Origin of the sequence: Acinetobacter sp. ANC 4654 (assembly GCF_002135425.1) — a bacterium.
GTDB lineage: Bacteria > Pseudomonadota > Gammaproteobacteria > Pseudomonadales > Moraxellaceae > Acinetobacter > Acinetobacter kyonggiensis.
Genome location: NZ_NEGL01000002.1, coordinates 81,590 through 108,239, shown reverse-complemented (window position 1 = coordinate 108,239; position 26,650 = coordinate 81,590). Strand labels below are relative to the sequence as shown.

The following is a 26,650-nucleotide window of genomic DNA, read 5'->3' as shown; positions in this document are numbered from 1 at the left end:
TTCCAACTAAACTTCTAAAAACTCAGTGCTTGTCATTGGGCTGACGCTTATCTCCCCAAAAATAGTGTTTAGCTCCACAAGCCTATAACGATATGTAGAAAACAATGCAAAAGGTTAAAACCACAACGTTAAGCCGTGCCACGCTTATGTTCCCATTGGCATTGGTATTATTTGAATTTTCCGTCTATATCGGCAACGACTTAGTTCAACCCGCTATGCTTGCCATTACCAAAGAGTTTGGTGTGAGTAGCAGTTGGGCGCCATCATCTATGTCATTTTATTTACTCGGTGGTGCATGTGTTGCATGGCTACTCGGCCCATTGTCTGACCGCATAGGACGAAAAAAAGTTCTACTGGCAGGCGTATTATTTTTTGTGGTGTGCTGCTTACTCATTTTACTGACACAGAATATTGAAAGCTTTTTAGCACTACGCTTTTTACAAGGTATAGGCTTAACGGTGATTTCCGCCGTTGGTTATGCCGCCATTCAAGAAACCTTTGAAGAACGTGATGCCATTAAAGTCATGGCACTGATGGCGAATATTTCACTGCTTGCGCCATTACTGGGGCCTGTGGTGGGTGCATTTCTAATTGATCATGTGTCATGGCATTGGGGCTTTATTGGTATTGCATTGTTGGCTTTTTTAAGTTGGTTTGGTTTAAAAGCTAAAATGCCAGAAAGCCAAGTGAGTATCCGAAAACAGCCGCTCAGCCATATTTTGTATGACTTTAAACAGGTCTATAAAAACAAACACTTTTTAGGCATGACTTTGGCACTGCCCATGGTCAGTATGCCGTTAATGCTGTGGATTGCGCTGTCACCTGTGATGTTGGTGGAAGAATTAGGGTTTAGTAGCATGCAATATGGCTTGGCACAATTTCCAGTGCTGGGTGGCTTAATTCTGGGCAATATTGTGTTAATTAAAATTATCGACAAATTGGCTTTGGGTCAGTCCGTACTGATTGGTTTACCCATTATGTTGCTGGGAAGCTTGGTTTTAGTTGCAGGGGTGATTTGGCAGGATTATCTGATCTGGTGCTTAATTGCAGGAATGACGCTACTGAGCTTTGGTGAAGGGATTAGCTTTTCGGTACTTTACCGTTTTGCTCTCATGTCTTCCGAAGTATCAAAAGGCACTGTGGCAGCAGCAGTGTCGATGCTGTTGATGTTTAGTTTCTTTTTTATTATTGAATTTGTGCGTGTGTTGTATGAACAATTTCATTTAATCGGTTATAGCATGTCATGTTTTATCTTGATTGCACTGTGGTTTACTTTCCCTCGGGTCATACTGAAACAAGTGCTACTAGAACGTAAACAGAGCGGCGTATTTTAAACGCATTGACTCACTCATTCTCTCCTTCAAAAATGGAGGAGAGGACGAGTGAATTGAATGATAAGGAAATATTTTTTATTCACTGATGGGTTGTTCAAAACGCTTTAATTTTCGATCAAAAACAAAAGGCCCAAATGGTAAAATAGAGGCAGCCAGACCCATTAAAAAAATGGTAATCGACCATTTCTGTTTTTCACAAACGGTAAATAAAACAATTAAAAACAGGATGAATAGTACGCCGTGCCCCATGCCAACATATTTCACTAAAATTGGATTATCAAACATATATTTCATCGGCATAGCGATGAATAAAAGCAGCAGAAAGGAAAGACCTTCCAAAAAACCGACAACACGTAAAGTTTGGATATTCATGGTCATGCTTAATTCAATCAGAATGAACCCTGAGTGTACTCAATATTGCAGTAGGGGTGAATGAAAAATAAATATATTTATGAGTAGTATCAGATATTTATAACCAACGGTTTAACTCGGATTATTTTATTTCCTGTATAAACAATGCCGTTCTTAACTTTAACAATTCAGGCAAGGTTTCCAATAATAAACTGATCTGTTTGAGCACCAATAATACGTCCTCGGATAAATTATCTTGTGCGCTTATCTGTTGAATTTCTTCTAGCTTCGCTTGAACTTGATCTTCGGCTAAAGGCTGTTGTTGCAACAGTACCGAGAATAAAGTGTCTTTGCACCAGCGCATTAAATCCAGTACTTGAGTGTCTTGTACCTGTTCACGGTGGCTGCCTAAAGCCGAGACATAACTCAACTGACTATGGCTATAGACCAAATAGCGAAATGCAGAATGAATCAGTGCTTGGTTCGGGTTCGGTTCGGTACTTAAACTGGAAATCATGCTCGACAGTTCAATTTGTGCATTATGCGCGGAACGACGTGCTTTACGGTAATCAATACTGTTATTTTTACCCGATTGGTACTGTTGTACCACTGCATCGAAATAGTCCAAAGTGGCTTGATTGCTTTTTTTGATGGTGTTTGAAATATCACGGAAATTCCAATCGGGCCAAATAAAACTGACCGCAAACCATGCAATGAAACAACCTAAAAGGGTGTCGATCATGCGCGGTAAAATAATGGCATAGCCTGCACCTTTCAGGTTGAAAATCAGTAACACCATCAGCGTTGCCATCAGGGTCGCCATGGCATATTTTTTCGAGCGTAAATAGAAAAAAGATACGCCAAAAATAATGGTCAGTACCAATTGTCCTTCAATACTGGGCACAAAGTATAAAACGGGAACCCCTAAAATAACGCCTAAAACCGTGCCTAAAGTGCGCAGTTTCAGACGGCTTTTGGTGGCAAAATAACTCATCTGACAGACAAATAAACTGGTCAATAAAATCCAGTAACCATGTTTGGCAAAAGGCAGTAATGAAATGGCATAACCGACGGCAAAAACAAAGGCGATGCGAATCGCATGCCGAAATAGCGCAGACTGGGGAGTTAAGTGCTGTTTAAGTTTGAGCCATAAATCGGGTAGATCGTGAATATCGTCATCCAACAGATTTAAGTTGTCCTGATGCTGAAAATAGTTTTGACGATAATTATTCTGTTCACGACTGAGGTTGATAAATTGTTCCTGAATTTTCTTTAAATTGCGCAAAATCGGCAGCAGGTTTTTGACTTCTAAATTATGCGGGTTTTCTGCAATCCATAATTGGATGGACTGTTCTAAGTTAGCAATTGCAATATCTGTTTGTGGGTCAGATTGGTAGGTCTGATGGTTGAGAATGTTTTGTGCCAGTTTTTGACAAGATAAAGCATGCAGTTTTACATTTTTCTGAATGCGAAAAATTAGGTCGGTGCGGCTGAAATTTTGATGAATTTTTTCGTAATGCAAATAATTGGATGTCGCTTGTTCATGAATGTCTTGCGCTAAAAAATACAGATTGAGCCAGTAAATGGTATTTTTATTGGCACGAGAGGCTTTTAAACGGGTTAGTAAAGAACCTTTGGTCATATTTAAACTTTGGACCACAAGGCTATTTTTAAGTGAAAGTTGATACAATAAGGGTTCAATATTATCGGTATTGTCTGGGTCAAAGAGATGGGCTTTGCTCAGTAGTAAGTCGGCAATGGCATTAAAATTGGCAGCTAAATTGTCTTGTAATGCTTGAGTGGGTTTGAGTAAATAAAAGATGATTGAGGTTAGGCCATACCACAATGCACCCATCACAAAATAGCTGGGCTGTTGATACCATTCGCTGTACTCACCCAGTCCAAACATGGTGTAAATAGACAATAAAATCGTACCAAAAGAAATGGTTGCATAACGCTGCCCAAATGCACCCATTAAAATAAAAGCAGCACTGGACAGGGATAAATACAGAATAAACAGCAGTTTATAAGGGTAGAGAAATTCGAGAATACTACTGACAGCAAAAAACAAAATGCAGACATAGAGTAAATTGCGTAAGCGAATACTCAAGCGATCATCAAAATCGGTCAGTGCTGTTGCAATTGCCCCTAAAGTGATTGGCACAATTAAGGGTTCATGATCTAAAAAAAGCAGACCGAGCGTTGTTCCTGTAAGAACAATAAAAATTTGCAAGCAATAGATCAAAATGGAATTAGATTTAAAGCGTTGCAGCAGATCTTTTAGGCTATTCACAATTTTTCTAAAGTGTCATTATTATGCATATAGCGTGAGCTTTTTTAACTGTGCTGTCAATTTATGTGCTTGAAGGAACTTTGTTATAAGCGAGCCAATTGAACAAAAAGCAGGTCTGGAGCCTGCTTTTTTAAATCGTGTTACAGATAATTATTGAATCAGACCACAAGCAATGCGCTCTCCACCACCACCTAAGGGTTTAGGCTGATCGGCATAATTATCGCCACCTGCATGGATCATCACCGCTAAACCATGAATGTCTGCCAATTTTAAGCGTGGCGCAATTACGCTGGTTTTCGCCTGACCTTGAGCATCCACATTTAATACAGGTAAATCACCGAGATGACCTTGCAGAGGGGTGCCGTGATGAGGAGCTTGTGTAGGGTTAAAGTGACCACCCGCAGCAATGGCTGCACCCATTTTTCCATCTTTTTCAGCAGGGTCACATGAACCTTTTTCATGAATATGAAAGCCATGAGGGCCGGGTGGTAATTCAGATAAGTTAGTGTTAATCACTAAACCTGCTGGAGTATCTTTGAAGTGGATATTGCCAATAGCGGGGCCGACACCCTGAGCAGATACAGCATGAACGATTACCCGATGTTGATTATTGGATGATGACATTGGAGTGTTGGCGCAGCCAGCCATTACAAGACCAGTCATGGCACAGAGTATTGTAAAGTTAAACAGTGAAGATGGCATTGAGTTGCATCCTTTTCTTTTATAATGACCTTGATCATTCAATCAAGGCAGAGGATACAATTCAATGCTGATTAAGTATTTGAATGTATGAGTTTCTTAACCTTTTAGCTTAATCCTGCGGCTTAATTTTTATCGTGACTGGGTGGGTCTTCTTCGTCATCAATATCATACGCCAGTGTCGATTTTGGCATTATAAGGGCATTAAAATCATTGGTCTCATGTAGCCATTCACGCCAAATCGCCAGTAAGACAGCAAGAATAACAGGGCCAATAAATAAGCCGACCAGACCAAAACTGGCAATACCACCCAATACACCGAACATAATTAGTAAAAATGGAATTTGTGTGGCGCCTGAAATAACCAAGGGACGGATTACATTATCCGAAGTACTGACAATACAGACTCCCCATGTCATCACGCCAATGGCTTCAATCGTTTGACCTTGCGAGAACAACCATAAAGAGACAGCCCCATAAGCCAGCGGAGTTCCAAATGGAATCAGTGCCAAGATGAATGTCACAATGGTAAGGACCATCGGATTAGGCACACCTGCAACGAAATAACTTAAACCAGCTAAACCAGCTTGTGCAACGGCTGTTAGCCCTACACCATAAACAACGGCACGGGTGGTTTCAGAAATGGTGTCTAAATAATGATGCACGCGTGGGCCAATAATCATTTCCAAGGCTTTACTGACTTGGTTGAGAATGGTTTGACCATCACGATAGAAAAAGAAGAGCGACAATACGGCAAAACACAGCTTAACGATGTTTTTACCAATTTCATTTAAAACGAAACGACCGTAATTGAGATGACCTTGAATCCATGTTGAAACCGTCTGCACAATACTATTGGGGTCAGTATTAATGTCATGCAGCGTTCGGCTAATTTCCTTACCAATAAAGGGCAAATCCCGAATAAATTGCGGCACGTTGAGATGACCCGAAAAAACTTGTTTTTGCAATTCATAGTATAAGTTTCGACCTTCATGTTGCAGCATAAAAATACCGAAGGTCAGTGGAATACCAATCAGTAAAATGATCAGGCTGATCATAATGGTCGCACTGAGTGTGGCACGTGAGCCGCACCAGCGATGAATAGAGTGATACAACGGCCAAGTCATATAGGCAATAATGGCCGCCCAAAGTACAGGCACAATAAAATATTTGAGAACATTAAAACTCAAAAACAGGAGGATAAAAAACAATCCAAATAATAATACTTTTTGTAATGTTGGCGCGTACTGTTGCACTGCATTCACTGATTTGTTTCTAAGGTCCATGCCATCTTAACTGAAAAAAAACAGATCGAAAATGAAAGCTGAGTAAGTTCTAGTGAATAATGAATAAACTCATTGGTTTTCTGGGACTGACCTTAGAACCTTTTAATCTACTAAAACCACTTGGTTGGATCATCAATAATGGCATTTAAGACGGGTTGCCACTGATTTTGCATGCTTAAATAATTTTTTTGCGTTTTATCAAACACCGTTAAGCCGTGCATTGCCAACTGCCCATACGCTGTTCGTTCCGAAATCCAAGCCACAGGTTGTTGTTCAATTTTGCTGAAAAAATCTTGAATATCTTTAGCACTGGCACTGTTGGCTTTAACACGATTGGCTAAAAGTAAAATTTGCACTTTACCTTTACGAATCCGTTTAATCTCTTGCAAATGTTTTAAGAAACGACGCGTACTGTCGATATCAAAAAATGACGGTTGTAAGGGCGTAATGATAGTGTGGGCTTCACTGATCAGCTGTTCTGCATGATCGCCTGAAAGCGCACCGGGCGCATCAATAATGAGATACTCTATATTGGTTGGTGTATCACCAATAGATTTTCCTTGACGCCAGTCGAGGTCTTGAATGGGTGGGGCTTCTTTAGGACGCTGTTTAAGCCATTGTAAAGTTGATTTTTGGTTATCTGCATCGGCAAGTGCAACCCGATAACCCTTTTGTGCTAAAGCGGCAGCGAGATTAATCGCGGTAATGGTTTTCCCACATCCACCCTTTTGATTGGCAATTAAGATTGTTTTCATGACCCTGATGATTTTATTCTGTTCGACCCTAGCATATCATTGTTTGATGCCGTGAATATGACACATGACAAAAGTCTTAAAAATTCATGTGATAGTACTTTTTTGATTAGGAAAAAATAATGTCCATTTGGATGGCAATGCTGATTGGTGCATGCATAGGGGTAGTTTTAACCACCTTAATTTTAAGCAATACTCGCAACGGACGGATTAAAGCAGAGTATGAGCAGTACATTGCTGAATTGGAGTTGGAGCATCAACAGGCTTTAGTCAGTGCGAAAAAACGCAGTGTAAATACCAGTCGTGCGGTATTAAAAGGAAAAATGGCGGAGCAACTGGCACCGATCATGCCTGAGTTTCAATACTTACCCAGCGATGCCAAATTCTTAGGTGATCCTATTGATTACGTAGTGTTTGATGGTTATAGCGATTTTCGTGATGGTGAAGGTCGGGCAGAGGACATCGAAGTGGTACTGATTGATATTAAAAGTGGCGGGGCACGATTGACCAAAGGACAACAGGCAATTGCTCAAGCGATTGCCCAAGGTCGAGTACGTTTTGAAACGATTCGCATCGACTTTGATGATTAAACCGAGATTGATGGTTGAATGAATAAGCTCATCATCACTTTCGTTTTATTTGCCTTGATGATTTGGGTATGGTCTTCTTATTTTCGTGCCATTCCGCATTTACAACAAGTCGGTGTATTGAAAAATTTTCAGCTTAAACATCTGGATGATTTTTCAGGTGAATATGTGCTGCTCAAAAAACGCTATTACAGTCCAGCAAGACGATCTTTGCATCCTGCATCACCTGTAGTGGGAAGTTTTAATGATCTGGCGTATGTCAGTAATATTGACTTGTTATTGGGAACTGGACAATTAAGCCATACGCTGAACTTAAAACAGGTCGAATTTGAGCAACAACAACGCTGTTATCACTTTAAACTCAAATCAACAGCCCGTTTAAGTGCAGAGGATATTTACGCCGACAGTCTAAATGTCAGTGTTATTGCCAATAGCGCGCGTGTGGCAGATCAATTACGTCAGCTTCGCACTGGGCAAAGCGTTTACTTCACTGGGAATTGGGTTGAGGTTAATTCACTTCCTGCACAGCACTTTTTTAGTGTCGGTCAAAAAATTCCAGCACATCGTCAAAACTGCGCAATTTTACGCGTGCATTCGCTCAGTATTTTAAAATAGTTTTACTCAGGCTGTTTTTGTGCACGGGCAAAGAACATGCGCTGTGCAAGTTTAGGAATACCTTGCGCAGCAAAATAATGCTGCTCTGTAAAGTCGAAATGAGCATCGCGTAATGCTTGTTCAATATTACGGTTGAGATGACAACCATCAGCAAGACGTTTTTGAATGGGTGTGAGTAAGTTTTGTAAATGCTGAAGTTTTGCATTGTCCTGATACTGAACATGTTCGACTAGATGCAACGTCCCATTCGGTTTTAGTACGCGATACATTTCAATTAACGCTTGCGCTAAGTTTTCAATGCTACATAAAGTCCATGTACTGACAATATGATCAAGGCTGGCATCGGCAAAAGGTAATTTTTCTGCATAGGCTTGAATGTGCTGGACATGAATTGTACTTTCATGGATGCGTTTGGCAGCCAATTGGTAAAGATCTGCATTTGGTTCTAGCGCATACAGTGTTTCGACATTTTGATAAAAAGGCAGATTCACCCCTGTACCAAAGCCAATTTCTAATACGTCACCCGCAATAGGCAACAGCAGTTGCCGACGCTGATCCATGAGGCTGGGCGTTTGCATCACTTGATTGAGTAAATGCGGAAAAATGTGTTGCTGATAAAATTTATAAATCATGATTCAATTGATTGTTCTTTATGTGTCTATGTCGAGCTTAATGGCTATTCTGATCGAATAATAAGACAAAAAAGTGACTGAATATATCTCTATTGTTACCAAGTCGATATGGTTATTTCAGTTTCATCACTTAAGATAAAAACTAGAAGATAGACATTCGTTTTGAGGGTATAGAGATGACTCGGCAATTATTATTCAGTGCTTTACTTGCGACCAGCATGCTACACGTGAGTGCCAGCGCATCATCTGTCGATCATAATATTTCTAAAGGTCTGATGCCAATATCAAAAGAACAGTCAATTAAAATGCTGCAACCCTTTAAAGGGGACTTTCGTATTTTAGGGTCAAAAATTTATAGCCACGATGAACAAGCAAAATTTTCGCCGATTGATTATGCTGTCAGTTGGGGTTTATTTGCTGAACCTGAAATTGCACGTCATATTTCTGTCAATCAATATGACCGTTATCTAAATTGGAAAATTGATCGTCTGCCTGTGCCTAAAGAGCAAGCAATGCAGATGGTGTCGAATATGCATATCATTCCTGCAAACCCAACGATTGCCAAGCAAATCAAAAATGTAAAACGTGGTGATTTAGTCCGTTTAAAGGGCGATTTAGTTGAAATTAAAGATAAAGATTTGGTCTGGACGTCATCTTTAACCCCCACAGACACAGGGGATGGGGCATGTGAACTTTTTCGGGTCAGTTCAATTGAATGGATTGAAAAAGTAAAAGGCTAATGGTTGAGAAGAGTGCATCAAGAGTTATGTGATAAACAGTTTAGCCTGATGTGCCGCTGCAATATTGGGGCTGTCTATTGTGATGTGTGTGAATAAAGAGGGATGATTTTTTTAATCCCTCCCAACCTCCCTTTAAGAAAGGGAGGAGTAAAAGCCCTCTTTAATAAGTAGGGCTTTTTAGATTAGAAATTTATTTGGCAGCTAAAGCTTCGCCTTCAAATTGGATACCATCCCAACCGTTTAACATAAACTGGCGAATATTTTGATGGTCAGTTGTTTCTGGTGTGGCTAAAACTGCGGCGTAATGTTCAGCAAATAAACTTAAGGTTTGTACTTGATCCAAATCATTGAGTTGGGCAAAAGAAAATACTTTTGCACTGCCTTGATTTTCAGTTGCAGCATTGGCCTGTTGACCATTTTTAAATGCAGTTGGAGTGTGATTATAACGCGCTTCAATATAAGCAATGACATCGGTAAATTTCGCTTCACCTGTTTGAAGTTGTGTTAATAAATCTTGAGCCATCATTTTTTAATCCAGAGAAAGAGTGAATTTAATGGCGAGACTATAGCAATTTTTAGGCATTTTATTCAGCATTATTTCTTTGTAAAACGGGTGGATTCGTGCAAAAGTAATGGCCTAATCTGGACAGGGCTGTGCTATAGACAGTCGATATTGGGTGAAAAAATGAGTTGGCTATGGGTGGCTTTGGGCGGCGCTATTGGTGCAAGTTTGCGTTATGGCGCAGGGGTATTTTTGCTGAAACCGACAAATTTGTTTCCATGGAGCACATGGTGGATCAATATTGTGGGTTGTTTATTGGCAGGAATCTTTTTTGCTTATAGTCAAAAATTTCCCATTTTGCAAAATGAAGCGCGTCTGTTTTTGATGGTGGGTATTTTAGGTGGCTTTACCACATTTTCCAGTTTTGGTTTAGAAACATTTCAGCTGTTAAAACATGGTCAACCGCTACTTGCTTTGCTCTATGTCATGTCAAGTGTGATGGTTGGTGTGATGGTCTTGGCGTTGGGTTTTTATCTATTTCAATCGCTATTAGCCAGTAAATAAAACAGCAGTCAATAAAAGCGCAAGGTTTTTTGCTATTAATACAGCAGATAAAAAAAGAAGCCTAAGTGGAGGAGGCTTAGGCTTCTGAATAATTAAAAAATAACAAGCTCAGCTTAATTGAATATTAACTTACTGTGAGCGTTTGAAACGAGAAAAACGCTTGTTGAAACTCGCTACACGGCCTTCATTATTGGTTTGACGTTGTTCACCGGTATAAAAGGGATGCGATGCACTTGAGATATCTAAAGTGACATAGGGATAGTCCTGACCTTGGTAACTTTTTGTCTGTTGTGCTTGTAAGGTACTGCCAATAATGAAATAGACATCCGCATTGGTGTCATGGAATAAGACTTCACGATACTCTGGGTGAATATGAGAACGCATAGTTGGCTCCAAAATTATTGTTAATATGGATATGTTATAACATAACAATTATTATTACAAATAAAATAGTTTGCCAAATAAAACCCAAATTAAATCTTCATTTGGGTTCTATCCGTATTTTATGCGCGGGGTGGAGCTAACTCGTCAAATAAGTCGTTAAGATTGTCATGCATTTTTAAATGAATCATATTCCAATAATGACCCGATACCGTGCGATTAACCATCAGTGTTTCTGGCGAAGGTTTAAAGACATCCCAATATTTTAATGAGGGTTTGAGCAATTCCATTCCATCATGATGTGCTGAGTTTTCTGCAAAATCATATAGCGTGGTGAGTGGGCGTAGAAGGACTTCTAACCATTGCTTATATAATTCAGTTGGAAACTTTCCTTGTGCTGAAATGGCATGTAATGCATCCAATTGTTGTTCTATTTCGGCAATATTACCTTCACGAGCAGCTTGTATTAACTGTTTAAAGTGCTGCACCGTTGCACTGGATAATGTTTTAACACCACCGTAGTCATAAATAATCACAGTGCCATCTTCACGAAAGGCAAAGTTGCCGGGGTGTGGATCGCAATGAAAGCGTTTGAGATAGAAAATTTCTTGTCCAATGGCGCGGAATAAACGACGACCGAGTTCATTTCGGCTGGCTTGTGACCATGTACTGGCCGTTTCAATACTTTCACCCTGTTCTAAGCTCAAGGTTAAAACATGGCGTGAGGAATAGTCTTTATACACTTGCGGAATAATAATTTTGCTGTCTAAGCTTTGGTGGAAAGTACGTGCAACTTCTAAATTTTGGGCTTCAATTTCATAATTTAATTCATTGTCTAAGCTTTCTTGAATTTCTTTAAACAGCTGATCTTGTAGTTTACGATCAACTTTTAGCACGCCCATCAGACGCAGTGCCAATCGTATTTGTTTAAGATCACTTTCGCAGGCTTCATCGACACCCGGATATTGCACTTTAACCACCACCTGCTGACCATTGGGTAGCAGAGCTTTATGTACTTGACCAATGGATGCTGCGGCAAAAGGTTGTTCATCAAAGCTTTTAAAAATTTGATGCAGTGGCTTGCCAAGTTCTTTTTCAACTTGTGCTTTAATTTCAGCAAAAGGCATAGCAGGGGCTTGGCGCTGTAATTTGGCAATGGCACGCGCAACTTCAGGTGGGAAGACATCTTTATATTGTGAGGCAATTTGCCCAACTTTCATCACTGCGCCTTTCATTTCCCCAAGGGTGTCAGCAATTTGTAGACCAATGTCTTGAAAAAGTTTACTGCGTGAAGCATTTTTTTGTTCTTCGTCAGCATTAAAATTTTTGATCGAATTTGAAACTGTTTTAGTTGCGATGCTCGCCGTCATACTGGCAAGTTTCATAAAGCGACGACCGGGTGTGCTAGCCGTTTTTGCCATGCGATATTCCTCAGGGTCATCATTGGGGTGTTTGAATGATCATAGGCGACAAAGTTAAAAATACCTACTTTAAATTGTTAAGCGTTTGTTGGTGTCTGAATATTTTGAACTTTATTGGGATGGATTTTTCTATGGGAAAATATGCAGTTTGGAGATGCAGATGAAAACGATTTATCTCAATGCAGATATAAAAAATGCTCGAATCTAAGTGAATCAATATTTTAAAATTTGATACACGGTAAAGTCATTCGCTGCTGTTCGAGGCAAACCTTAAATGATCGGACTCCGTCATGATCAAACAAACAGAAACTTATCCTTTTAACTACAGCATAAGTTTCTGAATGGATTAGAAGGTTTTATATAGCTTGAGTTGGGGATTTCTGACTTAAGCGCTGATTATTCATATACAAACGTGTCAGTAACAACACACAAGCAATACTTAAACCGACAATGAGTCCCACCCAAACCCCTGCTGCACCCATTTCGGTAAAGCGCGCCAGATAAATCCCGACAGGGAAGGCAATAACCCAATAGGCGAGCATAGTAATCCACATGGGACCTTTGGTGTCCTGCATCCCGCGTAAACAACCTGCGGCACTGACTTGCCATGCATCCATTAACTGATATGCAATTGCAAATAAAATTAGATACATGGCGACTTTAGCCACATCATAATCTGACGTGTAAATGGCCACAATTTCAGCGCGGAACAACCACATAAATAGCATGGTGATGACCGCAAACACGGTTCCTGTCGCCAGACCCAAATACTGTACCTTGCGCATGGCCAGCCAATTATGTTCACCATAATAGGTTCCCACCCGAATGGTGAGCGCAATCGCCAGTGACATTGGAATCATAAATAGTTGTGAAGTGACTGAAATGGCAATTTGATGGGCCGCGATAATGGTTTCACCCAACGGACTTAACACAATTGCAGCCGTACTAAAAATACTGACCTCAAAGAAAATGGCCAAGCCAATCGGTAAACCGAGAGTCAAAATGCGTTTGACCCAATAAGGATCTAATTTTTCCCACAGCGCAAACGGTTGGGTTTTTTGATAACGCCGTGCTTTTAGAATATATGTGGCGAGGGTGATTAACATCAGCCATTGTAAAATAGCGGTGGCAAAACCAGAGCCTGCACTGCCTAAATGTGGAATAGGACCAATGCCATACATAAAAATAAAGTTTAAAGGAACTAACAGCACCAGCGCAATTAAGCTAATGGCGGTGACGGGGCGTGGATAACCCAAGGCTTCCGAATAGCCTCTTAATGCTGCATACATGGTTACAGCAGGCATACCAAAACCAATGGCATGTAAAAACAAACTGGCTTTAGGCAATAAATTTTCAGGGACACCTAAAATGGGCAGTAGTAAAGGCATGAACTGTAAAATCAGTCCAGCAATCACTCCTAAAATAAAAGCGACCCATAAAGACTGACGGGCAATGGTGGCAATTTTTTCAGGCGTACGTGCGCCATTGGCTGCGGCAACTAAGGGTGTGGTTGCAATCATGATGCCACTAAACAGCAGCATGATTGGAATCCATAAACCCACACCAACGGCAATGGCAGCAAGGTCTTGTGCAGATAAATGCCCCGCCATAATGGTATCAATCAGGCCAAAACCTGCTTGGGCAAATTGCGTGATCAAGATGGGAATCATAAGATGGAAGAGTTGTTTTAACTCAAAGCGGGTGGTCGTAACAGATGTAGCATTTAACAAAAAAATTACTCATTTTAATTATGTGCTTAGAAGGCGTTAGCGTTGTAAAGTGAGAAGCACACCAATAAAAATCACCACGCTACCTAAAAGACGTTGCCAGTTAATCGGTGTTTGTTCCGTACCCAGTAAACCAAAATGATCCAACAACATCGAGGTGATGATTTGACCAAAAATAATTAATCCTGCAAAGGTCAAAAAACCAAGTTTGGGCGCAGTATAAATACTGATGCTAATGGCATAGACACCGAGAAAACCGCCAAGCCATAGAAACCAAGGCAGTTGAAGCAAAATTGTAAAAGTTGGTTTATCTACATTTTGAAAAAACACCAACACGGCAAGCACTATTGTACCAACCAAAAAGGATAAAAGCGCGGCTTGTAGAGGCGAATGTAGATATTCTCGTAATTGACTATTAATTGCCGTTTGAAAAGTCATCGCTATACCAATCCCCATGGTGAGGGGCAACAATAATAATAACTGAGTCGATATTTTCATCATATTCATGATCTAATTATTCTTGGTTTTAAGTAGTTTATCGTAGATAGAAGAAGAATTCAGAAGTGTCTTGATACAGTCATGTTAAAATATATATCTCCTTATTTTGTTGTTTTGAGCTTATTCCTTGGCTGATTTAAATCCTGCAAGTGTTCCACTGTCTTTATATATTCACATGCCATGGTGCGTGCGTAAATGTCCGTATTGTGACTTTAACTCACATGCCGTGCCCGATGGAAAATTGTCTTTGGATTTAGAACAAGAATATCTACAAGCGTTGGTTGAAGACTTGAAAATACAGGTCGATTTTGCTCAAGGTCGCCATATTCATAGCGTCTTTATTGGTGGTGGAACGCCGTCTTTAATTTCTGCTAAAGGCTATCAATGGTTATTTACTCAGCTTAAAAGTCTCATTCCTTTTGAAGACGGTTGTGAAATCACTTTAGAAGCCAATCCGGGTACGGTAGAGCACGATCCTTTTGCTGGTTATTTGGATGCAGGGATTAATCGCCTTTCTATTGGTGTGCAAAGTTTTAATACCGAACATTTGAAGAAGTTAGGTCGAATTCATAGCAATGATGATGCCGTGAATGCCATTCATTTGGCCAAGGAAGCAGGTTTTGCACGCGTCAATGTCGACTTGATGCATGGTTTACCTGAACAAACCTTAGAGCAAGCTTTGTATGATTTAAAACTGGCGGTAGAAAATGGGGCAACCCATGTGTCGTGGTATCAATTGACCATTGAACCGAATACGGTATTTTTTAGAACTCAACCTATTTTGCCGCTTGATGATGTGTTGGAAGAGATTCAAGCACAGGGTGAAGCGTATTTAACAGCGCAGGGTTTTGTTAATTATGAAGTGTCGGCATGGCGTAAGGAAAAGCCTTCTGCACATAATTTAAATTACTGGCAGTTTGGCGATTATTTAGCAATTGGGGCAGGGGCGCACGGCAAAGTAACGCAGCCTGATGGTGTGTATCGTTTTCAAAAAACCCGTTTACCGAAAGACTATTTAGCCAAAGTCCCCGCAGAACATGTGCAGTTTAAACGCATTGAAGCGGATGATATGCCGTTTGAATTTATGATGAATGCACTACGTTTAAACCAAGGCGTTGACGCGAAACTGTATGCAGAACGGACAGGTTTGAGTTTAGCTAGCTTGGATGCACTTTTAAGTTCTTTACGTGCACGAAAGTTGATGGTTGAAGATCAAACTCGAATTTCATGTACCGAGCAAGGACATGTATTTTTAAATTCAGTGTTGGAAGAGTTTCTTTGATTTTAAAATTTAACTTTATGTATGTGTATGAGTAGAAAATGGAAAGAAATTTATCGATTGATATTTTGAAAGTCATTTTAGCCATTGCTGTGGTTTTTTACATACCCGTATTTTTTATGATCTATCGACACTGTCAAGCCATGTTTTCGTGCAGGGAATGTTTAGGTTAGCAGTCCCTGCTTTTCTAGTCATTACAGGTTATTATTTTTTTTATATCAATAATATTCAAAGATATAAAACATGGCTGAAACGTATTTTTATTTTGTATGCCGTTTGGATGGTCTTTTATTTACCCATATGGTGGACCCAAAGCTCCTCCTATAATTTTTCTGTTTTGTACAATGGTTATTATGTGCTTTGGTATATTCAGGGCGTGTTGTTGGGTGGCTCTGTTTTATTTTTCTGTAGAAATATAAATCCGAAAAAGCTCTTTATAGGGAGCACTGTTTTATTTTTGTTTGGCGTTATGCTTCAGCAAGTCGGTAACTTACATTTATTTCAGGGTCAAATGGATGTTGAATTAAATACATATACCGTGCATCGTAATTTTTTATTGGTGAGTTTTCCTTTTCTGACCTTAGGTTTTCTGCTGAACAAATGTCAGGATACAGTTAAAAATAAAATAGCGATCAAGCTTTGGCATGTCATTGTTGTGGTTCTTTTAGTGGTCGTGGAATCACTCGCGAATTATTTTTTCATTAGTCGGAAGGAAAGTCTGGATCAGATGTTTTCCTTATTTATTGCCGCACCGATTATCTTTCTATATTTTTTAAATAAAAAAATACTGGGGACAAATAAAGAGTTGGCAAGTTTATCGACGGCCATTTTTTTAATTCATCCTTTTTTTATTTACCATTTAAAAGGCTATTTTTTAAATCAACAAACCTTATTTAGTTTGGTCGTATTGGCATGTTCAATTTTTGCCGGATTAATATTGCTGCAAATGAATAAAAAACTAAAATACTTGTTATAAAAAAGAGCGCCGTAGCGCTCTTTTTTATGCTCTAAAAACCTTAAAACTTAGTAGTCGAAACTAAAGTGTTCAGGTGCAAGTGACGTCATGGTTTTTGAAGGATTGACCATAGCTTCAGCATGACCTTGGGTACGTGGCAATAAGCGTTCGAAATAGAAGTCAGCGACTTTAATTTTCGCTTTATAGAATTCAGCAGATTCTTTGCCGTCACCAGAAGCCAGTTTTTCTGAAGCAACAGCAGCTTGTTGTGCCCAGAAATATGCCATCATCACATAGCCAGAGAACATCAAGAAATCGACAGAAGCTGAAGATACAACGTCACGGTCTTTACGTGCTGCAAGCATAATGCGTACCGTTAAGGCATTCCACTGTGCACATACTTTGGTTAAGTCCCATGCAAAACGACGCATGTATTTGTTGGTGGCATTTTGCGCACAGAATTTCAAAATTTCAGTGGTGTAGTCACGAATAACTTTACCTTTAGAAGTTAGTAACACTTTACGACCAATCAAGTCGAGTGCTTGCACGCCCGTTGTACCTTCATAAAGTGTAGCAATACGTGCATCACGTGCAATCTGCTCCATACCCCATTCTTTGATATAACCGTGACCACCGTAAATTTGCATACCGTGGTTTGCTGCTTCTAAACCTAGCTCAGTTAAGAAACCTTTTAGGATCGGAGTGTAGAAACCTAAATGATCATCTGCTGCTTCAAATGCCGCAGTATCACCGCGTTCTAGGGCATCTGCCATTTTGTCAGCCAGTTGCGCTGCATAATAAATCATTGAACGACCGCCTTCAGCAATCGCTTTTTGCGTCAACAACATGCGGCGAACATCAGCATGATGAATAATGGCATCGGCAACTTTTTCAGGATCTTTCTTGCCAGACAGAGCACGCATAGACATACGATCTTTGGCATACGGTAAAGCACCTTGGAACGACAGTTCAGCATGCGCGATGCCTTGAATTGCAGTCCCAATACGCGCCGTGTTCATAAATGTGAACATGGCATGTAAGCCTTTATTTGGCTCGCCAATTAAGTAACCCACAGCATTGTCAAAGTTTAAAACCGCTGTTGCAGAAGCACGGATCCCCATTTTGTGTTCAATTGAACCACAGGTTACAGGGTTACGCTTACCTACAGTAGCATCGGTATTGACCAAGAATTTAGGCACAATAAATAAAGAAATCCCTTTTGTACCTGCGGGCGCATCTGGAAGACGTGCAAGGACAATGTGGATGATATTTTCTGTTAAATCGTGTTCACCCGCAGAGATGAAAATTTTTGTCCCAGTAATATGATAAGTACCATCTGCATTTGGCTCTGCTTTGGCTTTTACTTGACCTAGGTCTGTACCACATTGTGGTTCAGTCAAGCACATGGTGCCTGACCACGTACCTGCCACAAGGTTAGGCATGTAGGTATTTTTTTGTTCGTCAGTACCAAACTGAAGAATGGTATTCATGCAGCCAACGCTTAAACCTGGATACATTTGGAATGACCAGTTTGCTGTGCCCATCATTTCTGATTTGATCAGATTTAAAGATTGAGGCAAATTTTGACCGCCAAATTCTTCTGGAAAAGACAGACCTTGCCAACCGCCTTGTACGAATTGGTCATACGCTTCTTTAAAGCCTTTCGGTGTTTTGACTTCGCCATTTTCGAAATGACAGCCTTCTTCATCACCCGATTGGTTTAAAGGTGACAGTATGTTTTCACAAAAATCTGCTGCACCTTCAAGAATCATGTCTACAGTGTCAGCATCGGCAGCTTCGCCATTGGATAAAGTTTTATAGTGGGCAGAGAAGTCAAAAACTTCATTCATTAAAAAGCGAATGTCGTGTAAAGGAGCTTTATAAGCAGGCATAGTGTTAATCCTAATTTAGAAATAGTTTTGGATTATCCGAATCGATAGTTTGATTATTCACATTGCTCATCAAAATACATTGATAGTGTAGCCTTGGAAAAATGTCAGAAAGGCGAATAACAATGAAAATTAAACGGCTTAGGAAATATTTTTTTGTTAAAGTATAAACTTTAATTTTGATCAAAAAGTTAAATTGATCAGTGTTTAAGTATAAATAACATAAGGTATTTAAAAAGAAATCATGCAAATAAGATATTTAACTTTATGCTTAATGGCCTTAAGCCTAAGTGCTTGTTCACAACATGTCATTAAATCCAATGCCAATACTGGACAGAGCTTAGAGCAAAAAGCTGTTACAGGTTTAAACGCCATGTTTGAAACATCGGGCTATGATTATCAAGGAAAATTGAATTTTCATGCAAATTTAGCCCCAAATACGACAAAAACCTCGAAAGTGACTCAACAAGAAGTTGCTCCCCCATTAGATCCTATATTGCAGCGTCAAATTGAACAATATCTTAAAGTTCAAAAGCTTCGTTTAGGTCATCAGGAAAAGCAGCATTTATATACGGCATTGGCAAAAGAACAGCTTCCGAATGCCGATCGGGCTGCTGCGAAAGAGGGATATGCCAGTAACTTTGATCAGTTTGCTTTGAACTTATTAAGTAATATTCAGTTTAGTTACAATGGTTCAGTGCATTATCGTCAAAAACTTGCCTCTTTAAATTTAGAGGCAAAATATGAAAAACCAACGCTACTGGTGCATGCCAAAGTCCCGATGGTGGTTGATTTTAATGAGTATAAGTTTTATATCAATTATTTTTCACTCATGCCTTATTTAGTCAATAAAGACAGTCAGGCAAGCTTTGCCTACATTGATTTTTCGAAGTATAAAAATGAAATCAATCGCGTTGATTTTAAAAAACTGGCAGATTATTTAAAGCAAGTGAATGCTTTGTCTTATGCATTGGCTGAACCGAAAGGGATTCAAGCTTTGCCGTTGAATGCCAAAGATAAGAATTTGGCTGTAGTAGAGAAAATTCGTTTAAGCACCACCTTAGAACAACTCCAGCTGCAAATGGCTTTATATGAACAAGTCAACCGCCCTTATTTTCTTAACTCAGTGGTTGGAATCAAGGCAACAGATGCAGTTGCGGAGCAAGCAGCGACAACTGTAGCAGCACAGGATTCGACCCAGACTCAGCATAAAGCTGTCGCTGTAGCAGGGGATGCAAACGATGTACTCAGTCCTGCTAAAGATGAAGCGGCTGAATCAAGTTTACAGTTAAGCCAATTAATCGATACGCATTTTAGTGCTTTAGGGCAAGGTGATACAGCAGAGCCAGCAACGGAGTCTGGTTGTTTAAAACAGGATGAATCCTGTGCTGAAACAGCTGCCGCAGCTGAGACTGTTGTGACAGAGCAACGCGAAGATAGGGTCGCTGCGGATGCCGTGCAAACCGCAGCTCCAGACTCGGATGAATATTTAAATCAGCAACAGTGTCAAGAATTGATCAGCCAACCCCAGCGTGCCACGATGGGTGCTTTAACCTTCTGTCAGCATGAGTATGATTTAAATGCCTTTGCCAGCAAAAAGCAGGATGTTGCTCAGACAAAACTGATCGATGCGCTAAGCAGCTTGAGTCCTATTTTTGAACAATATGTGTCAGATCAGTTGATGGATGCCAAAACATTTTCAGGCTTATGGGTGAAGCATCAACCTGAAATTCAGCAAGCGCTAAAAGCCAATGCACAGCAGATACCACTGCTCGTGGATGTTGGACTGGATGCCCAAGGGCGCGCCATACTGGTGGATTATGATATACAAATCACCAGTCAAAAATATGGTACGGTGAATATTCAGGCCGATTTTAATATTCAGAATTATGGTCAGGCCAGTACAATTGACCGTGCTCAATTACGTCAAGCCAAGTCTTTAGCAGAAGTCTCTAAAGGGTCGGTAATTGAAAATATGGTTCGTGGTTTTTCTACTGCAACAGGGGGGGGAGAAACCGAAACGGATGCAGCGACAACCGTGAAAAATATGCTGAGTTTGAATGAACAACTGAAGCAATTGGCAGAAAAAACCTATCAGCAAACCCATTCCTATGCGCAAACTTATCAGGCGCTGTGGGGAATGCAAATGGCAGCCCAAAATCGTGATTTGCTTAAAAACTACAATGCACAAAGCCTGCATGAAATTGCACAGGTCTATGCCTATTGGTTTGCAGACGAAGCGATTTATAATCCTACAGGTCAGGCGCTGAAACAGATTCAAGCGTTGCAGAAAAAACATGACTTAGAACTCGATCAGCAGTTTAATCACGAGTTAGGCGAAGCGGTGTATCAAATCGTGAACACCGTTGTTAAAAAGGATGCTGAGCGTCAGGCATGGCAGCAACTGGTTAAACAATATAAACAACCAAAAGCTATTTTTGCCCAGCACTATATACAGAACTTTAAACAAGACTACGACGTAGATCAGCCGCAACAATTGAAAGCTGTTGCGGATATTTTGGCACAAGCCTATGTGGATTCAACGCAAAACCATCTGTCTTTAAAGTCGATAGAAAAACTGACTTTAGAACAAGATGGGTATATTGATTTAGAGCTGTATCAAAAAACCTATGCGGTGTTAAAGGAAAATTTAAACCCTAAAAAATAAGTGTTAAAAAGAACCTCAGATGAGGTTCTTTTTTTGGACATATTTTAAGAATAGATTTAAAGAAAATCTTTTAGCGCTGGTTTGACCCCATTCCAGATGGAAAAAGATTCAATCGCTTGACCCACCAACATGCCATAACCCTCAGATGTGGGAATACCACGTGCTTTGGCTTGATCTAAAAAGCTAGAGGGTTTGCCATAGGCCATTTCATAAGCATATTTAAACTGCAATGTTTCAGGTAAGACTAAAGCATCGCCACTTAAGCTTGCTGAGGTCGCATTAATCACCAGATCAAACTCACCGCTTAAATGCTCTAATGAAACGGCAGCAAGGGTGGCTTGCGGAACCGCATCTTTTAAATCTGCCACCAATTGTTCTGCACGGGTTAAGGTACGGTTGGCAATGACAATTTTTTTCACACCCGCTTGCACCAGTGGGTAGACCACGCCACGCGTTGCACCACCAGCACCAATGATTAAAATAGCCGTATTGTCTAAATTCCAACTTAAGGCTTGAATGGCATCGACCAGCCCTTGACCATCAGTATTGTCACCATGCAGTTTTCCATCTTGCATCCACAGCGTATTCACCGCTTTGGCAATTTTGGCACGTTCAGTCAGAACATGGCATTGCGCAAATGCTTGCTCTTTAAAAGGCACTGTGACATTCATGCCGACGCCACCTTGGGCAAAAAAATCTTTAATGTTTGCTTCAAAACCATCCAGTGGAGCAAGACGTTTGCTGTAATGAAGGTCAATACCTGTTTTTTGTGCAAAAGCATGATGAAGTTCTGGTGAGCGTGATTGTTCGATGGGGTGACCAATCACCGCGAATTGTTTGCTCATTTCACAAGATCCATGTACGGAAATGGCATTCAATATACGTGATTTTTAAATAAGGCTAAAGCCAGAAGGAGAGAAAATAAAAACAATTAGGAATTGGAAAAACGCACTTCAATAACGTGTAGAAAAATGCAAGCGATTAAAGTTAAAGCTAAGGATTACAGATGTCGTGTACCACTTCTTCAAGCAACATTGCCGCAGTAAAAAATAAGCCAAAACCAGCAAATACGCTAAAGCTAATGGATAAGCTATCGGAAAAGGTATTGTCTGATGAGAAGGTAATGCTCATGGAGCAAAGGATCATGATGAAAATTGACCAAAATAAAAATACTTTGCGATTGAGTGTTTTAGTGAACATTTTTTCTCCTTAAGCATGGTTTTTTGTCATTTATGCTGGCTTTAAAATAGGCGTAAAGTACTTAAATTGAATGACCCAGTCTAAACGATTTTAGAAACACCATTGCATCTCGTGCTGTAAGGAAATATGTCGGCAACATTATTATTGGTGGAATAGTCCGCTATATTTATAAGCGAATGACTTTAATTCAAAACATTTTATGGTTTAATCAAGATTAAATTAGAGCCAGATCAAAGTTAAAAACCCCCTCTATTCACTATGGAATAAAGGGGTTAGTTTTTTTAGATATTTAATTATTAAAGTTGAGTTAACCAATCATGTGGTTTTAAGTAGTAATCGGTTAAGCGTTTTTCAGTTGAATCCTCATCCCATTCTGGACGATATGACCAAGCAGCAAGTGGTGGCATACTGACCAAAATCGATTCAATCCGTCCACCAGTTTGTAAACCAAACAGAGTCCCACGGTCATAAACCAAATTATATTCCACATAACGACCACGACGGTAGAGCTGAAACTCACGTTGTGCTTGGCTATAAGGTTGATTTTGATGACGTTGGAAAATCGGCAAAATCGCGTCTAAGTAACCATTCCCCACGGCTTGAATATATTGAAAGCAGGTTTCAAAATCCCATTGATTTAAATCATCAAAGAATAATCCACCAACACCGCGTTGTTCATCACGATGTTTTAAATAGAAGTAGTCATCACACCATTTTTTATGTTCGGCATACACGTTGTCACCAAAAGGGGCGCACAGGTCATGGGCTTTTTGATGCCAAGCCACTATATCTGCATCATCTGGATAAAATGGGGTTAAGTCAAAACCACCACCAAACCACCAAATTGGATCTTGCCCTTCAGGTTCGGCGACAAATAAACGTACATTGGCATGTGAGGTCGGAACATTCGGGTTTTTCGGGTGAATGACTAAAGAAACCCCTAAAGCTTGTGCTTTTGCTCCAGCAATTTGTGGATGACGTTCAGTTGCAGAAGCTGGAAGTTTTGAAATATTGATGTGTGAAAACATCACGCCACCTTTTTCAATCACCGTACCATTTTGTAAAACACGTGAACGACCGCCGCCGCCTTCTGGACGTTCCCAATCATCAATTTCAAATTGAGCAGTGCCACCACTCTGTAATTCTCGTTGTTCTAGACCTGCACAAATACGGGCTTGTAAATCGAGGAGAAATTCGCGAACGCGTTGAATATCAGCTGACGTTGGGTTCTGCATAGATGACCTCTATAGCATGATTTTAAGGACTGAATACATCAAAGCATAAAGTCATAAAAAAAGTAAGGGATTTTTTAACATCTTGTAAAAAATCCCTGAATGATATGATTTGTAATATTTTTTAAAGTGAATTAGAAGTCATCTTTATCATACATGTGTGACATACGCTCATGTTTGGTTTTTAAATAGTCCGCATTAAATGGATTCAAACCGACGGTGAGGGGGACACGATCTATTACGTCAATACCCAGCTCTTTTAAGGCTTTAATTTTTGTAGGATTATTGGTGATTAATTTGACTTGTTTAATTTTTAAATGTTCCAGCATGATATTACACATGTCGTAACGTCGAGCATCCGCGGGTAAATTCAACATTAAGTTGGCATCAACCGTATCATGACCTTGATCTTGCAACGCATAAGCGCGAATTTTATTGGTTAGCCCAATACCACGCCCTTCTTGGCGTAAGTATAAAATCACCCCTTGACCCACTTCATTGATTAATTTTTGTGTGGCTTGTAACTGAGGCCCACAATCACATTTGAGTGAGGCAAAGGCATCACCAGTTAAACATTCAGAGTGAATACGAACCAATACAGGACCTGTGGGTGCCGTGTCGAGACCTTTAGAAAGTGCTACATGTTCTTCACCAGTTTCTGGATCTTGAAATACAGTGATTTTGAATTCACCAAAAGCGGTTGGTAATCTTGAAGTTGCAACAAATTCTATAGGCACTGCTTAACCCGTCAGATAGCTTATTAATTGATTAAAGTATAGCGTAATGCTTGGACATTGGTAGAATTGCTATGTTGAAATTATGCATAAGATTTTCTTTTTTGTATAAAGCGAACGATAATGGTTGATAAATAGTAAGATTATTCAGGATAATCTGAGTTTATGAGTAAACACCCAGTTGAGAGAACTCCTCAAAACTGCATCGCTAGAAATGTGGCTGATTTAAAGGTGATACAATTCGACAATATGATCGAGTAACCCATTTACCTAGCTTAGGATTTGCCAGGCTTTAGAAGGCTTTGCCATTTATGTTGTATACAGAAATACCAACTCACCGCCCTATAACACCGTTGTTGGATGCGATTGATCACCCACAACAATTACGTTTGCTCGAGCGTAGCCAATTAGAAAAAGTGGCAGATGAGTTACGTCAATACATTTTGTATGCAGCAGGACAAAGTGGAGGCCATTTTGGTGCCAACCTTGGGGTGATCGAACTGACGGTTGCTTTACATTATTGTTTTAATACCCCGCATGATCGTTTAATTTGGGATGTGGGACATCAAGCTTATCCGCATAAAGCGTTAACGGGTCGTCGTGAACAACTCACCACCATTCGTACTAAAGATGGTTTAGCTGCCTTTCCTACACGTGAAGAATCGGTATTTGATACCTTTGGCGTTGGACACTCTTCAACCGCTATTTCTGCGGGTTTAGGCATGGCGTTGGCACGTCGTTACCAAAAAGATCCATGTGAAGTGGTTGCCATTATTGGCGATGGTGCCATGACTGCTGGAATGGCTTTTGAAGCCATGAATGACGCAGTGGCGCATAATGCTGACTTGATGGTGGTCCTTAATGACAATGATATGTCCATTTCATGTAGCACGGGTGGCTTTGCTAAACACCTCGCCGCAATTTGGGAAAGTGGTCAATCAGTCAATATTTCAGAAACAGGCGAGGCTTTTGTTCAGCCGCATCCTGCGTGGACTTATAACTCACGTTTGCACAGTTCAGCCACAGATGCCGCAGACAACCTATTTAAAGCCATTGGTTTTGACTACTTTGGGCCTTTCGATGGTCATGATGTGAATCAGTTGGTTCAAGTCTTTAATGCACTGAAAAAACGTCAAGGGCCACGCTTAATTCATGTCTATACCAAAAAGGGTAAAGGCTTTATTCCTGCTGAATCCGATCAAATTAAATATCATGCCATTAGTAAAATAAATGCAGTCGCTTCAGCAAATAGCACACCGAAATATTCGGATGTCTTTGGGCAATGGCTGTGTGATGAAGCAGCACAAGATGACCGCTTACTGGCAATTACCCCAGCCATGTGTGAAGGTTCAGGCATGGTGCAGTTTGCCAAACAGTATCCAAGCCGTTTCTTTGATGTCGCGATTGCGGAACAACATGCAGTAACTTTAGCGGCAGGGATGGCCTGTGAAGGTTTAAAACCTGTTGTGGCAATTTATTCGACCTTTTTACAACGTGGTTATGATCAGCTGGTTCATGATGTTGCTTTACAAAATTTAGATGTGACTTTTGCGATCGATCGCGCTGGTTTGGTTGGTGAAGATGGGCCAACGCATGCCGGTGCTTATGATTATGCATTTATGCGTACCGTACCGAATATGGTGATCATGGCGCCGAAAGACGAAAATGAATGTCGTCAAATGTTGCATACGGCTTACTTATATTCAGGCCCTGCTGCTGTACGCTATCCGCGTGGCAATGGTGTCGGTGTGGAAATTCAACAACAATTCACCACTTTAGAGATTGGTAAAGCAGAAATTGTGGCCAGCTTTAATGAACAATATGATGAACAAATCAGTATTCTGGCTTTTGGCAGTCGTGTAACGGTTGCAATAGAAGCAGCACAAGCGTTGGCACAAACCCATGATGTCGGGGTGCGTGTCGTGAATATGCGCTTTGTTAAACCACTTGATGAACAGATGATCGCAGCACTTGCACCAAGCACCAATTTATTTGTGACGGTTGAAGAGCATGCTGTTATGGCGGGTGCGGGCAGTGCAGTCAATGAATACTTGGTTCAAGCACAAATTGTGAAACCGAGTTTAAATTTAGGTTTGCCTGATACTTTTATGCACCAAGCCTCACATGCACAAATGTTGCAACAAGCAGGACTCGATAGCAAAGGCATTGAAAAATCGATTGAATTGGTGTGGTTGAAACTGATGCAAACCGTTTCATCCTGATTTATTAAATTTTAGAAACATTTTTCCCCTAAAAGCCTGCATATTTGCTAAAATGTGCGGGCTTTTATGCATTATTCTTTATCAGTATT

General features: G+C 40.2%; 25 protein-coding genes. 9 read left to right on the top strand and 16 right to left on the bottom strand.

Annotated features, from left to right (window positions below; genetic code table 11):
• Window positions 1-104: 104 nt before the first annotated feature.
• Window positions 105-1,334, top strand: coding sequence for an MFS transporter (locus tag B9T24_RS04440; RefSeq protein ID WP_086164681.1), 1,230 nt, complete (start codon window positions 105-107; stop codon window positions 1,332-1,334).
• A 75-nt stretch (window positions 1,335-1,409) separates the two neighbouring features.
• On the opposite strand, the gene B9T24_RS04435 is transcribed toward B9T24_RS04440, so the two are convergent.
• From B9T24_RS04435 to B9T24_RS04415, 5 genes are all read right to left on the bottom strand, one after another.
• The gene (locus tag B9T24_RS04435; protein ID WP_086164919.1) at window positions 1,410-1,706 is read right to left on the bottom strand and encodes a DUF3817 domain-containing protein; all 297 of its coding nucleotides are present in this window, start codon (window positions 1,704-1,706) and stop codon (window positions 1,410-1,412) included.
• Window positions 1,707-1,827: 121 nt separating this feature from the next.
• Window positions 1,828-3,978 carry a YccS family putative transporter gene (yccS, locus tag B9T24_RS04430; protein WP_086164680.1) on the bottom strand — a complete coding sequence of 717 codons (2,151 nt, stop codon included), beginning with the start codon at window positions 3,976-3,978 and terminating at the stop codon, window positions 1,828-1,830.
• A 150-nt stretch (window positions 3,979-4,128) separates the two neighbouring features.
• Window positions 4,129-4,680, bottom strand: a complete 552-nt coding sequence (gene sodC, locus B9T24_RS04425) for a superoxide dismutase family protein (protein WP_143223733.1) — start codon at window positions 4,678-4,680, stop codon at window positions 4,129-4,131.
• Window positions 4,681-4,802: 122 nt separating this feature from the next.
• On the bottom strand, window positions 4,803-5,933 hold the full coding sequence (locus B9T24_RS04420; protein WP_171264854.1) for an AI-2E family transporter: 1,131 nt from the start codon (window positions 5,931-5,933) through the stop codon (window positions 4,803-4,805).
• 140 nt (window positions 5,934-6,073) lie between these two features.
• A complete protein-coding gene (locus B9T24_RS04415) occupies window positions 6,074-6,718 on the bottom strand; it encodes a ParA family protein (RefSeq protein ID WP_086164678.1) in 645 nt (214 codons plus the stop codon).
• A gap of 119 nt (window positions 6,719-6,837) precedes the next feature.
• On the opposite strand from B9T24_RS04415, the gene B9T24_RS04410 reads away from it, so the two are divergent.
• Both B9T24_RS04410 and B9T24_RS04405 read left to right on the top strand, forming a co-directional pair.
• On the top strand, window positions 6,838-7,305 hold the full coding sequence (locus tag B9T24_RS04410) for a Holliday junction resolvase-like protein (protein ID WP_086164677.1): 468 nt from the start codon (window positions 6,838-6,840) through the stop codon (window positions 7,303-7,305).
• 18 nt (window positions 7,306-7,323) lie between these two features.
• Entirely contained in the window at window positions 7,324-7,917 is a 594-nt protein-coding gene (locus tag B9T24_RS04405) for a hypothetical protein (protein ID WP_086164676.1), read from the top strand.
• A gap of 2 nt (window positions 7,918-7,919) precedes the next feature.
• Here the strand turns inward: B9T24_RS04405 and B9T24_RS04400 are convergent, their stop codons facing one another.
• Window positions 7,920-8,549 (bottom strand): class I SAM-dependent methyltransferase, encoded by a 630-nt coding sequence (locus B9T24_RS04400; RefSeq protein ID WP_086164675.1) that lies wholly within the window; start codon window positions 8,547-8,549, stop codon window positions 7,920-7,922.
• 176 nt (window positions 8,550-8,725) lie between these two features.
• Between B9T24_RS04400 and B9T24_RS04395 the strand changes: the two genes are divergently transcribed.
• Complete coding sequence (locus B9T24_RS04395) at window positions 8,726-9,289, top strand: hypothetical protein (protein WP_074945088.1); 564 nt, start codon at window positions 8,726-8,728, stop codon at window positions 9,287-9,289.
• Window positions 9,290-9,479: 190 nt separating this feature from the next.
• On the opposite strand, the gene B9T24_RS04390 is transcribed toward B9T24_RS04395, so the two are convergent.
• Window positions 9,480-9,812, bottom strand: a complete 333-nt coding sequence (locus tag B9T24_RS04390; protein ID WP_086164917.1) for a HopJ type III effector protein — start codon at window positions 9,810-9,812, stop codon at window positions 9,480-9,482.
• A gap of 162 nt (window positions 9,813-9,974) precedes the next feature.
• Here B9T24_RS04390 and crcB point away from each other — a divergent pair, with 162 nt between their 5' ends.
• On the top strand, window positions 9,975-10,355 hold the full coding sequence (gene crcB, locus B9T24_RS04385) for a fluoride efflux transporter CrcB (protein WP_086164674.1): 381 nt from the start codon (window positions 9,975-9,977) through the stop codon (window positions 10,353-10,355).
• 129 nt (window positions 10,356-10,484) lie between these two features.
• On the opposite strand, the gene B9T24_RS04380 is transcribed toward crcB, so the two are convergent.
• From B9T24_RS04380 to B9T24_RS04365, 4 genes are all read right to left on the bottom strand, one after another.
• Window positions 10,485-10,739: a type B 50S ribosomal protein L31 gene (locus B9T24_RS04380; protein ID WP_086164673.1), complete on the bottom strand. Its 255-nt coding sequence runs from the start codon at window positions 10,737-10,739 to the stop codon at window positions 10,485-10,487.
• Between the two features lie 119 nt (window positions 10,740-10,858).
• Complete coding sequence (locus B9T24_RS04375; RefSeq protein WP_086164672.1) at window positions 10,859-12,157, bottom strand: ABC1 kinase family protein; 1,299 nt, start codon at window positions 12,155-12,157, stop codon at window positions 10,859-10,861.
• Between the two features lie 356 nt (window positions 12,158-12,513).
• On the bottom strand, window positions 12,514-13,827 hold the full coding sequence (locus tag B9T24_RS04370) for an MATE family efflux transporter (RefSeq protein ID WP_171264853.1): 1,314 nt from the start codon (window positions 13,825-13,827) through the stop codon (window positions 12,514-12,516).
• A 96-nt stretch (window positions 13,828-13,923) separates the two neighbouring features.
• Window positions 13,924-14,385, bottom strand: a complete 462-nt coding sequence (locus tag B9T24_RS04365) for a DMT family transporter (RefSeq protein ID WP_086164670.1) — start codon at window positions 14,383-14,385, stop codon at window positions 13,924-13,926.
• 124 nt (window positions 14,386-14,509) lie between these two features.
• On the opposite strand from B9T24_RS04365, the gene hemW reads away from it, so the two are divergent.
• Together hemW and B9T24_RS04355 are read left to right on the top strand one after the other, a co-directional pair.
• Complete coding sequence (hemW, locus tag B9T24_RS04360) at window positions 14,510-15,664, top strand: radical SAM family heme chaperone HemW (RefSeq protein WP_086164669.1); 1,155 nt, start codon at window positions 14,510-14,512, stop codon at window positions 15,662-15,664.
• A gap of 109 nt (window positions 15,665-15,773) precedes the next feature.
• A complete protein-coding gene (locus B9T24_RS04355) occupies window positions 15,774-16,637 on the top strand; it encodes an acyltransferase family protein (protein ID WP_228145691.1) in 864 nt (287 codons plus the stop codon).
• A 47-nt stretch (window positions 16,638-16,684) separates the two neighbouring features.
• On the opposite strand, the gene B9T24_RS04350 is transcribed toward B9T24_RS04355, so the two are convergent.
• The gene (locus B9T24_RS04350) at window positions 16,685-18,508 is read right to left on the bottom strand and encodes an acyl-CoA dehydrogenase C-terminal domain-containing protein (protein ID WP_086164668.1); all 1,824 of its coding nucleotides are present in this window, start codon (window positions 18,506-18,508) and stop codon (window positions 16,685-16,687) included.
• A gap of 241 nt (window positions 18,509-18,749) precedes the next feature.
• Between B9T24_RS04350 and B9T24_RS04345 the strand changes: the two genes are divergently transcribed.
• Window positions 18,750-21,173: a hypothetical protein gene (locus B9T24_RS04345; RefSeq protein WP_143223732.1), complete on the top strand. Its 2,424-nt coding sequence runs from the start codon at window positions 18,750-18,752 to the stop codon at window positions 21,171-21,173.
• Window positions 21,174-21,229: 56 nt separating this feature from the next.
• Here the strand turns inward: B9T24_RS04345 and aroE are convergent, their stop codons facing one another.
• The 4 genes from aroE to ribA form a co-directional block, all read right to left on the bottom strand.
• A complete protein-coding gene (aroE, locus tag B9T24_RS04340; RefSeq protein ID WP_086164666.1) occupies window positions 21,230-22,018 on the bottom strand; it encodes a shikimate dehydrogenase in 789 nt (262 codons plus the stop codon).
• A 148-nt stretch (window positions 22,019-22,166) separates the two neighbouring features.
• Window positions 22,167-22,373, bottom strand: a complete 207-nt coding sequence (locus tag B9T24_RS04335; RefSeq protein ID WP_086164665.1) for a hypothetical protein — start codon at window positions 22,371-22,373, stop codon at window positions 22,167-22,169.
• 296 nt (window positions 22,374-22,669) lie between these two features.
• Window positions 22,670-23,608: an oxygen-dependent coproporphyrinogen oxidase gene (gene hemF / locus B9T24_RS04330; RefSeq protein WP_086164664.1), complete on the bottom strand. Its 939-nt coding sequence runs from the start codon at window positions 23,606-23,608 to the stop codon at window positions 22,670-22,672.
• Between the two features lie 131 nt (window positions 23,609-23,739).
• A complete protein-coding gene (gene ribA, locus B9T24_RS04325; protein WP_086164663.1) occupies window positions 23,740-24,342 on the bottom strand; it encodes a GTP cyclohydrolase II in 603 nt (200 codons plus the stop codon).
• 308 nt (window positions 24,343-24,650) lie between these two features.
• On the opposite strand from ribA, the gene dxs reads away from it, so the two are divergent.
• Window positions 24,651-26,561, top strand: a complete 1,911-nt coding sequence (gene dxs / locus B9T24_RS04320) for a 1-deoxy-D-xylulose-5-phosphate synthase (RefSeq protein ID WP_086164662.1) — start codon at window positions 24,651-24,653, stop codon at window positions 26,559-26,561.
• Window positions 26,562-26,650: the final 89 nt, after the last annotated feature.